Origin of the sequence: Curtobacterium sp. 1544 (genome assembly GCF_040544915.1) — a bacterium.
GTDB classification, from domain to species: domain Bacteria; phylum Actinomycetota; class Actinomycetes; order Actinomycetales; family Microbacteriaceae; genus Curtobacterium; species Curtobacterium pusillum_C.
Window position 1 is genome coordinate 77,064 of sequence record NZ_JBEPKX010000007.1, and the last position, 11,676, is coordinate 88,739.

Below are 11,676 nucleotides of genomic sequence, written 5' to 3' on the forward strand. Positions count from 1 at the left end.
CGGACACCGTCGAGCGCGCGCATGGTCCGGACGGTTAGGCTGACGGGACCCACGATGACCAGCAACGACCTCGACAACTCAGCGACCACGGGAGCCGGCACCACTCGCCGCACCGGTAGGGCGTCGTCCCACGGCAAGACGATCCTGATCGGGGAGCACGCCGTGGTCTACGGCGCACCCGCGCTCGTGCTGCCGGTCATCGATGCCGTGGTGGTCGCGACGGTGACGCCGATCGACGACGACACCGAGGGGCACCACCTCGAGTCCGCGGTCCACACCGGGCCCCTCGACCTCGCTCCCGCCGCCGTCATGCCGACCGTCACCGCGGTCACCGCGACGCTCCAGCACTTCGGGGTCACGGACCGCCGCTTCCACGTCCGGGTCGACAGCGACGTGCCCACCGCCCGCGGGATGGGTTCGAGCGCCGCCGTCGCCGCTGCCGTGACCGCAGCGGTCGCCGACGCACTGGGCGAGACGCTCGACGTCGAGGCGCACCACGAGCTCATCCAGGCGTGCGAGCGCGTCGCCCACGGCCGTCCGTCCGGCCTCGACGCACGCGGTGTCGTCGCGGACGCACCCGTATGGTTCGAGGCCGGCCGCATCGAACCGGTCGAGCTCGGCGCACCCTTCACGTTCGTCGTCGCCGACACCGGGGTGCCCGGCCACACCCGCGAAGCCGTCGCCGCCGTCCGGGAACGACACGACGCGGACCCGGCAGCCGTCGACGGCGTCGTCGACCGCATCGGCGCGCTGGCCCGACGTGCCCGGGGGACGCTCGTGGACGGCGACGCACAGGGACTCGGTGCCACGATGGACGCCGCGCACGACCTCCTCACCGCCCTCGACGTGTCGAGCGACGACCTGGACCGACTCGTCGGCGCCGCACGTGCTGCGGACGCCCTGGGCGCGAAGCTCACCGGTGGCGGGCGCGGCGGATGCGTCCTCGCCCTCGCCACGGACGGCGAACACGCGGACCGCATCGCGGCCGCACTCCGCGGCGCAGGTGCCGCAGCCACCTGGACCACCACGATCGGAGCCCGCGCTTGATGACCGCCACCGCCGTCGCGCACCCCAACATCGCCCTCGTCAAGTACTGGGGCAAGGCGGACGCGTCCCTCGCGCTGCCGGCCACCGGCAGCGTGTCGATGGGACTCGACGTGTTCCCGACGACGACGACCGTCACGGTGGACGGCGGGTCGGGTGACGGCCTGGAGGCGCGTGATGCGTTCACCCTGAACGGTCGCGTCGTCGAGGACGCTGCGCTGGTGCGGGTCCGGGAGTTCCTCGACCTCGTGCGAGACCTCGCCGGCAGCGACGCCCGCGCGAGCGTCGTGTCCGAGAACACGGTGCCGACCGGTGCCGGCCTGGCCTCGAGCGCTTCGGGCTTCGCGGCGCTCGCCACGGCGGCCTCCGCGGCGTTCGGCCTCGACCTGTCCCCGCGCGATCTCTCCCGCCTGGCCCGCCGTGGCTCGGGTTCGGCCACGCGGTCGATCCCCGGCGGGGTGGCGGTCTGGCACGCCGGCGACGACCAGGGTTCCTACGCCGAGCCGATCCCCGCACCGCCGATGACGATGGTCGTCGTGACGATCGACGCCGGCCCGAAGCCCATCGGGTCGCGCGAGGCCATGCGGCGGACCATCGCGACGTCGCCGTTCTACCCGGCCTGGGTGACCTCGACCACCGAGACCGTCGGCGACATGCTCGACGCGTGCGCCGCCGGGGACTTCACCCGCATCGGCGAGATCACCGAGAGCAACGCTCTCCGCATGCACGCCACGATCGAGGGCGCGTTCCCCCCGATCCGCTACCTGAACGCCCGCAGCGTCGCCGTGTTCGACGCGGTCGCCGAGCTCCGTTCCGCAGGGGTCGAGGCCTACGCGACCGCCGACGCCGGGCCGAACGTCGTGGTGCTCACAAAGCCCGAGGACCGTGGTGCCGTCGCGTCGGCGCTGGCCGGGTTCGGCGACGTCATCGAGTCCGGCACCGGACCAGGCGCGCGCCTCGTCCGCTCCGAAGGAACGGGGACGCCCGAGCCGGGTGTCGTCCCCGACCAGGAGGAGAGCGCCGAGTGATCGAGTTCCGCGCCCACGGCAAGCTGTTCGTCGCGGGGGAGTACGCCGTCGTCGAGCCTGGCCAGCCGTCCGTCCTCATCGCCCTCGACCGCGCCATCACCGCCCGGGTGACCGAGGGCCACGGCTCGGGCAGCGTGCACTCCGAGGAGTACGGGCACCTGCCCGTGACGTGGACGCGAGCGGACGACGGCATCGCGCTCGACACCGAGCACCACCCGTACGACTACGTGATGGCGACCATCGACCTCGTCGAGAAGCTCCGGCAGGAACGGGGCATCGCCCCGCGCTTCCACGACCTGCGCATCCACAGCCAGCTCGACGACGCCAGCGGCCGGAAGTTCGGGCTCGGGTCGTCGGCGGCCGTGACCGTGGCGACCGTCGGCGCGCTCGACCGCTTCTACGGACTCGGTCTGTCCCAGCGACAGCGGTTCCAGGTCGCCCTCCTGGCCACCATCCGGGTGAACCCGCGAGCGTCCGGTGGCGACCTCGCAGCGAGCACGTTCGGCGGCTGGCTGCGGTACAGCGCGCCCGACCGTGAGCACCTCGCCGGCATGCTCGACGGTCGGACGGTGTCCGAGATCCTGACCGACGCGGACGCGTGGGAGGGCTTCGACGTCCAGCGGCTGCCCGCGCCCGAGAACCTCGAGCTGCTCGTCGGCTGGACCGGTTCGCCGGCGTCCACCACGAAGCTCGTCGGCGTCGTCCGTCGACACCGCAACGGCGGGTACCGGGCGTTCCTCGACGAGAGCCGCACCTGTGTCGACGACCTGACCACGGGCCTCCAGACCGGCGACGCGTCGATGACGTTGGACGCCCTGCGTCGCGCGCGCGTGCTGCTGCAGCGCCTCGGCACGTCCGTCGGGTCGCAGATCGAGACCGAGCGCCTCGCCACCCTGTGCGACGTCGTCGAGGCGGCCGGCGGGGCGGCGAAGCCGTCCGGTGCCGGCGGCGGCGACTGCGGCATCGCGCTCGTCCCGGCGGACACCGACCTCGCCGGCATCCACCGCGCCTGGGAGGCGCACGACATCAGACACCTCAGCGTCGCGGTGCAAGCGCCCGAAGGGAGCGTCGAATGACCGACCTGCTGACCCCGATCCCCACGAAGTGGGTGGGGCCGATCCGCATCAGCGGCAACGCAGTGGAGGGCGAGCACGAGGTGCCGCTCGCCACGTACGAGTCGCCCCTCTGGCCGTCCGTCGGCCGTGGCGCCCGCATCTCGCGCATGGTCGAGGGCGGCATCGTCTCGACCGTCGTCGACGAGCGCATGACCCGTTCCGTGGTGGTCCGCGCGGACAGCGCCGCAGCCGCGCACCTCGCGACCGGGCGCATCCTCGCCCGTCAGGACGAGCTCGAGCAGATCGTCGCCGGGCAGAGCCGCTTCGCCAAGCTCATCGAGGTGCACCCGGAGATCGTCGGGGACCTGCTGTTCCTACGCTTCGCGTTCACCACGGGCGACGCCTCCGGGCACAACATGGTCACGCAGGCGGCGGACAAGCTCCTGCCCGCGATCCTCGCGTGGGAGCCGGGCCTGCGCTACGTGTCCGTCTCAGGGAACTTCTGCACCGACAAGAAGGCCACCGCCGTGAACGGCATCCGTGGCCGCGGTCGGAACACGATCGCCGAGATCGTGATCCCGGGCGAGATCGTGTCGAAGCGGCTCCGCAGCACGCCCGAGCGCATCGCCGAGCTGAACGTCGCGAAGAACCTCGTCGGGTCGACCATCGCCGGAGCCATCCGCTCCGCGAACGCGCACTACGCGAACATGCTCCTCGGCTTCTACCTGGCAACGGGGCAGGACGCGGCGAACATCGTCGAGGGCTCGCAGGGGATCACGTCCGCCGACGTCCGCGGCGACGACCTGTACTTCTCGACCTCGCTGCCGCACCTCATCGTCGGCACGGTCGGCAACGGCAAGGGCGGCGACCTGCCCGTCGTCGAGGACGCCCTCGTGCGCCTCGGCTGTCGTGACGACCGCGAACCGGGTGCCAACGCCCGTCGTCTCGCGGCCCTGTGCGCCGCGACGGTCCTCTGCGGAGAGCTCTCGCTGCTCGCCGCGCAGACCAACCCGGGCGAGCTGATGGCTGCCCACGTCGCCATGGAGCGCCGCGGCGCCAAGCCCGCCGGAGGCGCAGCATGACCCGCATCGGCATCCACGACCTCGCCGTCGCGACCGGGCACCACGTCCTCGAGCTCGACGACCTGGCGGAGCGCCTCGGCGTCGACCCGGCGAAGTACCACGTCGGCATCGGGCAGGACGCCTTCAGCGTGCCGGCCCCCGACGAGGACATCGTCACGATGGGCGCGGCCGCGGCGAAGGAGCTCGTCGACCGGCACGGCGTCGACGGCATCCGCACGGTGCTGTTCGCGACCGAGTCCGGCGTCGACCAGTCGAAGGCCGCCGGGGTGTTCGTGCACGGTCTGCTCGGCCTGCCGCAGAACGTCCGCGTGGTCGAGCTGAAGCAGGCCTGCTACGGCGGGACCGCTGCCGTGCAGCTCGCCCTCGGCATCGTCGCTCGTGCACCGCAGGAACGCGTGCTCGTCATCGCCGCCGACGTCGCCCGCTACGACGTCGACACCGCCGCCGAGCCCACCCAGGGTGCCGGCGCGGCCGCGATCCTCATCGCCGCCGACCCCGACCTGATCGAGATCGAACCCGCGGCGGGTGTCTTCACCGCGGACGTCGACGACTTCTGGCGCCCGAACGACCGCTCCACCGCACTGGTCGACGGCCGCCTGTCGGTCAGCGCCTACGTCGACGCCTTCGTCGGCGCGTGGGACGACCTCGCGGCCCAGGGCGGCCCGGCGTACGAGGACATCGTGCGCTTCGTGCACCACCAGCCGTTCACGAAGATGGCGCTCAAGGCGCACCGGAAGCTCACGCAGCACGTCGGCGTGCCGTTCGACGAGTCCGAACTCGCGCTCGGCTTCACGTACAACAAGCAGACCGGCAACACGTACACGGCGTCGCTCTGGATCGGTCTCGCGGCGCTGCTCGACCTCGACGACGACCTCGCGGGGGAGCGGATCGGCCTGTTCAGCTACGGCTCGGGCAGCGTCGGCGAGCTCATCACGGGCATCGTCCAGCCGGCGTACCGGGAGCACCGTCGGCAGGGGCGCGTCCGCGACCTCCTCGCGGCCCGGGTACCGCTGACGGTGGACGCGTACCGGGAGCTGCACGCGGCGGGTGCCGCGACGAGCGAGGACGTCGAGCGTCCGCACGTCACGGCTGCGCCGTACCGGTTCGCCGGCGTGCGTGGCGGCGCACGCCGCTACGAGGCGACCGCCTCGGCCTGACGCGACCCCCTCGCGCAAGCGACAGATCCCCGCGGAACATCCGCGGGGATCTGTCGCTTTCGCGGACCGGACGTGGCCACTGCGCGCGATCTGTCGCTTTCGCGGGTCCACCCGAACCGGAGACGGACTGGAGGCGCGGTGCGGGCCCGCCACGCGCCTCCAGTCCGTCCAGTGCTCACGCCGCGGCGGTCAGCACCTCGCGTTCCAGGCGCGCGTAGCTGGCCTCCATGCCGTCGGTCATGCCGGTCGCCAGGACCATGTCCCGCTGTGCCTGGTCCGGGTACGTGATGAGCAGTGTCATGAGCGTGACGCCGTCCGCTTCGTCCAACTGCAGGTCGTTGACGTTCGCGGGGAACGGCGCGCCGGTCATCCGCTCCGTGCTGACCATCCGCCGTTCGGGCTCGATGACGAGGTTCTCGCCTTCGAAGCCGAACGCCTCGCCCTCGGTGTCGCCGACCGGGGCCCAGGCGTTCCGGAACGAGCCGCCGACGACCAGGTCGTTCTCGCACACCGTCATCTCCCACCCGTCCGGGCCGAGCAGCCACTGCCGCATGAGCTCCGGCTCGGTGTGTGCGCGCCAGAGCAGGTGCCGAGGCGCTGCGAACGCGCGGGTGATCTTCACGTGCGTGTCGTCGACGACGTCGGTGACCGTGCCCTTGCCGAGGGCGTACTCGCGCAGGTCGGCCAACACGGTGTCGAGCTGCCCGAACGCCTGCTCGTAGCCCTCGAGCATGCCCATCCGGATCATGGCGTCGAGGTCGGCGGAGGACTCGAACGAGGTCAGCACCGTGACCCGGGAGCCCTCCCCGACGCGCTCGAACGACAGGACGGTCTCGCTCGCCGGCAGGGACTCGTCGACCGTGCCGTCCGCGTCGGCGAACAGGTCGCGGAAGGCGATCCGCTCGGGTTCATCGACCGCGGTGACCTGCCAGAGGGCGTGGAACCGTTCGCCCTGCGGTGAGGTCATCCGGTAGTCGGCGCGGCCGCCGGGGCGGAGGTCGAACGACGTGAACGTGGCGGGGAACCCGGGCGGACCCCAGAACCGCTCGAGCTGGCGCGGGTCGGCGAACGCATCCCAGAGCCGTTCGACGGGGACGGGGAACTCGGCCACGAGGGTCATCGTGAGTTCCTCGGGGTCGGTGTGGACGGACGTGGTCGGCATCAGTGGCTCCCTTGTTCGCGGTCGTGGTCGTGGTCGTGGTCGCTGCGCGGCGCGTGGTCTGCGTCTTGGTCGCTCCGCGGCGCGCGGTGGGCTCCCAGCAGTGCGTCGAGGCGGTCGATCCGCCCGCGCCAGAGGTCGGCGTAGGTGTCGAGCAGCCCGCGGACCCGGTCGATCTGTCCCGGTTCGGCGCGCACGATGCGGGTGCGTCCCCGGGGTTCCTTGGTCACGAGTCCTGCTCCTTCGAGGACGGCGACGTGTTTCTGGACGGCGGCGAACGACATCGCGTAGGCGTCCGCCAGCTCGCTCACGGACGCCTCGCCGACTAGGGTCCGACGGATGATGTCGCGCCTCGTCGCGTCGGCCAGGGCGTGGAACACGCGGTCGACCTCGGCATCGCTCAGTTCGATTCGTACAACCATTTGGTTGCACGTTACGCCGGTCGGGAGCGCTCCGCAACGGCTTCATCGGTATCGTTCGCGGGTGACGATCGTGTGGTGGGTCCTCGGTGGACTGGCGGTGGTGCTCACGGCGTCCCTCCTGGTGGTCCGGGCCGTGGTGGGGCGGATCGTCCTGCCCGGGACGGACCGCTGGACCCCGGTGCTCGAGGTCTCGGACGACTCGGTGCTGCTGCCGATCACGGACGACACCCTGCAGGCGGGGGAGTACGGCCTGTGGCACGACGGCGATGGGCACACCACCGTCGGACCCGTGCTCGAGGTCGATGAGTCCGCGGGCACCGTGCGACGCGCCGTCCTGCGGACCACCGGCGACGTGGGGTCCCGGGTGCGGTGGAGCGGGCACGTGCACCCCGACCCTGCCGCGATGGGGGTCGACTGGTCCGAGGTCGCGCTGGACACCCCGGTCGGACCGGCGCCGGCGTGGATCGTCCGACCGTCCGACGGCGCCGACCGGTCCTCGCGCACCTGGGCCGTGCACGTCCACGGCATCCGGACCACCCGGGTGACCGCACTCCGGACCGTCCCCGCTGCCCTGGAGCTCGGCTGGACCTCGATCGTGCCCTCGTTCCGCGGTGACGGTGAGGCCCCGCGGGAGGGCCGCGCGTCGCACCTCGGCGCTCGCGAGTGGCCCGACGTCGACGCCGCGCTCGACCACGCCGTCGTCCACGGTGCCGAACGGATCGTCGTCGTGGCCTGGTCGATGGGCGCGACGATCACCCACGAACTGCTCGGCAGGTCGGCGCACCGGGACCGCGTAGCCGGGGTCGTCCTCGTGGCACCCGCACTCGACTGGGAGGCCACCGTGCGCTCCCAGGCCGCCCGTGCCGGGGTGCCCGGTGTCGTGGTCGGGGCGGCGCTCGGCGCGATGGCGTCCCCGCTGCTCTGCCGTGCGGTCGGGCTCCGGTCCCGCGTCGACGTCCGGACGCTGTCCTGGCTGCGGCGTCCACCGGCGCTGCCCCCGGTGCTGCTCGTGCACTCGACGGGGGACACCACGGTGCCCTTCGCCGTGAGCGAGGAGTTCGCGTCGCGCCACCCGGACACGGTCACCCTCGCGGTGAGCGCGCCGGCCGAGCACGCCTGGGAACGCAACGCGGACGCGGTCTGGTTCGACGAGCAGGTCACCGCGTGGGCGGACCGGCTCGGCTGACAGCCCGTCCGGTGTACAAGGACACATGGGCCATCTGATCTACGCGGGCGAACAGCTCGACCTCGCCGTGGACGACCGCGCTCTGACGCACCTGCAGATCGTCATCGTGAACCTGCTCCGTCGGGAACACCGCTTCGTGTTCTCGTGGAAGGACGACGTCCTGCGTGGCGACGGCCGGAGCGCGATCTGGCTCCACCCGGACGTGAGCCTGCACTTCAAGTTCTCCGGCAGCCGCGTCCCCTCGATCAACCGCAGTTGGCTCGAGGAGCTCTACGCGGCCGCGACCTCCGGCTCCGGTCTGGTCCTGACCCCGGAGCCGCCGGACACCAGCACCGCGGAGGACTCGGCGTGGTCGCGAGCCGTGGTGCCGGGCGACGCACCGGACGGCTCGGGGCGCTAGCACGACCCGTGTGTCCGGTCAACGGGTTCCGCACGGACGTGCAAGGCCGTAGGTTGTGTGTCACCGCGAGCGTCCGCGCCGGCCCAGGGAGCCGGAACGGGTCCGCCGGCGGTCGAGGGGGGAACCACGCGTCGCGCGAGGGAGTCCCGGATCAGGAGTCTCCCAGCCCCCAGCGCCCCCTCACCGTCGTCCCGGTCGCGGATTCGGGTTCCGCACCGGGACGACGGCGTCGGGCCTGCGCACGCGCCGTCGCACGGTGCGACGGATCTGCCGCAGCGTGCGAGGTTCCGCGCACGGTGGGACGCCTGTCCCCTCGCACGGAGCACGGAACCTCGCACACTGCCGAGCCGGCCGTCGCGCCGCCCCGGGCACGCGGCTCAGTACACGTCGCGGACGTACCGCTTCCCGCGGCGCATGTCGGCGAGGTACGCCTGCGCGTCGTCCTCGCCCTTGCCGCGCTGGGACCCGATACGGGGTTCCCTCGTCGCGCTGCGCCACGTACGGTGCTCGTACCGCGACCGCGGCTGGCGTCGGAACAGGGAACCGACGCAGACGGGCGGCGTGGCCGAGGGGACCCGCGTGGTGGGAGTCCCGGATCAGAGGCCTCCCGGGCCACGACGCTCCCTCGCCGCCGCCCGGCGTGGATTCGGGTTCCACACGGGGCGGCGGACTGCCTCCTTCCGCGCGTCCGGTGTCGGACGCTTCACGGGTTCAGGACGACGCCGCGCACTGCGATCTCCACCTCGTCCGCCGGAGTCCGCTGCGTGACGTCGAAGCGGTAGCGGCCGGTACCGATGAACCGACGTGCACTCCACGAACCGTCGGACCGGACCACCGTCTCGACGTCGGGCGACGAGAAGTTGGTCACGTGGAGTCGGATGGTGCGGCCCGGAGTCCCGTGCCCGGAGAACTCGACCGTCCGTCCGGGGAGCGACGACCCGGACGTCGGGGAGCCCAGCAGGGGCAGAGCGCGGAGCTCGAGCGGGAGTTCGCGTGGCGTTGCCCGCCCGGTCGTCTGCCGGACGACGAACCGGTACGGGCCCGTCCCGAGGAACCGGTCGATACGCCAGGTCCCGTCGTCGTCCACCCTGCCGGACGCCGGCGCCTGGCCGGCTTGGGCTGATTCGAGTGCCACCTCCGCTCGAGGCGTGCCGGTCCCGGTGAACCGGACGGAGGTCCCTGGGACGTACTCCGCGTGCCGGTCGTGGCTCGTGACGGCGAACTGGGGGTCGGACGCGTCTGCGAAGGCCGAGGCCGGGTACCGGAAACGCTGACCGCACGCGCGGTCGTCGGGGTCCCATCCGGTGGTGCCGACACGGTCGGTGAGCTCGAACCCGCTTGCGCACCGTTCGTCCCAGACGTCGTGAACAGCACCGACGTCGCGCGCGGAGACGCCGTGGATCCGAGCGGAACCCTGCGTCTCGATCTGCAGCGCGTACGTGCCCGTCCGCCGGATGACGACGTCGTCGAGGGACACACCGTCGATCCGGTGTCCGAACTGGAACTGCACCGCACCGAAGGGGCTGTCCTCGACCAGCAGGTCCTCGAAGACGACCGGACCGGCGACAGGGCCTTCCTCGGCGAAGACGTTCACCGCTCCGGTGCCCTGGCCCCAGATCCGGGAGTACTCGCCGCTCCGCACCACGGTGTTGGCGGTGAACCGGACGTCGCCGACAGGTCGGGACCCGTACCGCTGTCCCACGTGCATCCCGGCGCCCCCGGCCACGTCCCCGAAGTGGTTGCCGGTCACGAGGGCGTCGCCGCCGTAGACGGCGACACCGTTGCCGCGGACGGTCGTCCGGACCGTGTTGGCCCGGAACACGTTCCCGGTGTTCTCCGCCTGCTTCGGCGTCGACAGCGTGGTGAACGCGTCGTCGGCGGTCCCACGGACGTCGCTCTGCTCCACGCGGCTGTCCGTCGTCCCCGGACCGAAGGCGATCCCGTCCGCGAGCGTGTTGCGGACACGGACGCCGTCGAAGAGGAGGTTCCGCGTCGGACCCTTCATCCACGCGCCCGTCTTGAAGTGCTCGATCCACACCCTCGTGACGGAGGAGTCGACGAGCGCACCGCCGACGGCGTTGGTCGGGTGGGCGTCGTTCCGTTCGGTCACCTCCCCGGACATCGCGAGGTCGGCGATGTGGACGTTGCGCGATGCCGTGGTCGAGCCGGCGTCGTCGCGGACGTGACCCGAGAAGAGGCCGGTGCTGCCCACGATCGTCGTGTGCCACATGCCGGCGCCCTGGATGCTCACGTCGTCGACGAGGAAGGTCGGTTGGAACCGGTCGGCGGGGTCGCTCACCCGGAACACGCCGGCCGGCATCCACACCGGGACCCCTGCTCGGCGTGCTCTCTCGATCGTGGTCCGGATCGCCTCCGTGGAGTCGCGGACCCCGGTCGGATCCGCACCGGCCTCGATGACCGAGATGCCCGTAGCCGGCCTGCTCGACGGTGGCTCCACGGACTCGACCTCGACCAGGTCGACGGTGACCGGGACCGCCGAAGTCGTCGTCAAGCGGAGCACGGCGCCCGCCGGGTGCGTGGCGTCGAGGAGGACCCGCGCATCGTCGAACAGGTGGCTCGGCCCACCGACGTTGGCTTCGTCGTCCCGCTTGTGGGTGAAGGCGTTGGTGAGGGCCAGGGGGGTCTGGGCAACACCGTCGACGGTGAGGCCGAGCGACACCCTCGCCTGACCACCGTCCTCGTCGCTCGGGATGCTCGCTCTCACCACGACGGCGTTCGCAGCGCGCGGCAGCACCAGCGCGAGGGACGATCCGGCAGACCCGAGCGTCACCGCGCGTCGACCGGACGCCTCGTTCGCGAGGGTGCCCTGACGCTGCGACGGGCCGATCACCTGACCATCGGTGTGGCCGGTCTCCGCCTCGACGACGTCGTACGCGACTGTGGCACCCGCGCCACCGCGACCGTCCGTGCCGGGGGCTGGTGCGCCCGTGGAGCCCGGAAGAGCGGAAGCGGCCAGTGCCCTCGGCACCGACGCGGAGCCGGTCGCCCCGGTGGTCGCGGCGACCCCGACCAGGACCGACACGAGCGCATGATGTGCAGACCATCTCATACAGGCAGGCTATGCACGGGCACGGCGCCGCACGGCATCGTCTGGATACGACATGTGCACGTGCGACGCGACG

Annotated in this window: 10 protein-coding genes; 7 read left to right on the top strand and 3 right to left on the bottom strand. The window is 72.2% G+C overall.

Features of this window, described 5'->3' with window-relative positions; all coding sequences use genetic code 11:
• Positions 1–54: 54 nt before the first annotated feature.
• From mvk to ABIC61_RS06425, 5 genes are read left to right on the top strand one after another with little or no spacing between them, the layout of a single operon-like run.
• Complete coding sequence (gene mvk, locus ABIC61_RS06405) at positions 55–1,047, top strand: mevalonate kinase (protein ID WP_354029236.1); 993 nt, start codon at positions 55–57, stop codon at positions 1,045–1,047.
• Positions 1,047–2,072, top strand: coding sequence for a diphosphomevalonate decarboxylase (gene mvaD, locus ABIC61_RS06410; RefSeq protein WP_354029237.1), 1,026 nt, complete (start codon positions 1,047–1,049; stop codon positions 2,070–2,072). The genes mvk and mvaD overlap by 1 nt, the downstream gene beginning before the upstream one ends.
• A complete protein-coding gene (locus tag ABIC61_RS06415; RefSeq protein WP_354029238.1) occupies positions 2,069–3,148 on the top strand; it encodes a phosphomevalonate kinase in 1,080 nt (359 codons plus the stop codon). Before mvaD ends, ABIC61_RS06415 begins: the two co-directional genes overlap by 4 nt.
• Positions 3,145–4,209, top strand: a complete 1,065-nt coding sequence (locus ABIC61_RS06420) for a hydroxymethylglutaryl-coenzyme A reductase family protein (protein WP_354029239.1) — start codon at positions 3,145–3,147, stop codon at positions 4,207–4,209. The genes ABIC61_RS06415 and ABIC61_RS06420 overlap by 4 nt, the downstream gene beginning before the upstream one ends.
• Entirely contained in the window at positions 4,206–5,366 is a 1,161-nt protein-coding gene (locus tag ABIC61_RS06425) for a hydroxymethylglutaryl-CoA synthase (protein ID WP_354029240.1), read from the top strand. Before ABIC61_RS06420 ends, ABIC61_RS06425 begins: the two co-directional genes overlap by 4 nt.
• 175 nt (positions 5,367–5,541) lie before the next feature.
• Here the strand turns inward: ABIC61_RS06425 and ABIC61_RS06430 are convergent, their stop codons facing one another.
• Together ABIC61_RS06430 and ABIC61_RS06435 are read right to left on the bottom strand one after the other, a co-directional pair.
• Complete coding sequence (locus ABIC61_RS06430; protein WP_354029241.1) at positions 5,542–6,528, bottom strand: SRPBCC family protein; 987 nt, start codon at positions 6,526–6,528, stop codon at positions 5,542–5,544.
• A complete protein-coding gene (locus ABIC61_RS06435; protein WP_354029242.1) occupies positions 6,528–6,947 on the bottom strand; it encodes an ArsR/SmtB family transcription factor in 420 nt (139 codons plus the stop codon). Before ABIC61_RS06435 ends, ABIC61_RS06430 begins: the two co-directional genes overlap by 1 nt.
• Positions 6,948–7,008: 61 nt before the next feature.
• On the opposite strand from ABIC61_RS06435, the gene ABIC61_RS06440 reads away from it, so the two are divergent.
• Both ABIC61_RS06440 and ABIC61_RS06445 read left to right on the top strand, forming a co-directional pair.
• Positions 7,009–8,133 carry an alpha/beta hydrolase family protein gene (locus ABIC61_RS06440; protein ID WP_354029243.1) on the top strand — a complete coding sequence of 375 codons (1,125 nt, stop codon included), beginning with the start codon at positions 7,009–7,011 and terminating at the stop codon, positions 8,131–8,133.
• A 25-nt stretch (positions 8,134–8,158) separates the two neighbouring features.
• Positions 8,159–8,533: a DUF7882 family protein gene (locus ABIC61_RS06445; RefSeq protein ID WP_144751125.1), complete on the top strand. Its 375-nt coding sequence runs from the start codon at positions 8,159–8,161 to the stop codon at positions 8,531–8,533.
• Positions 8,534–9,236: 703 nt separating this feature from the next.
• Here ABIC61_RS06445 and ABIC61_RS06450 read toward each other — a convergent pair.
• Positions 9,237–11,603: a glycosyl hydrolase family 28-related protein gene (locus ABIC61_RS06450; protein WP_354029244.1), complete on the bottom strand. Its 2,367-nt coding sequence runs from the start codon at positions 11,601–11,603 to the stop codon at positions 9,237–9,239.
• Positions 11,604–11,676: the final 73 nt, after the last annotated feature.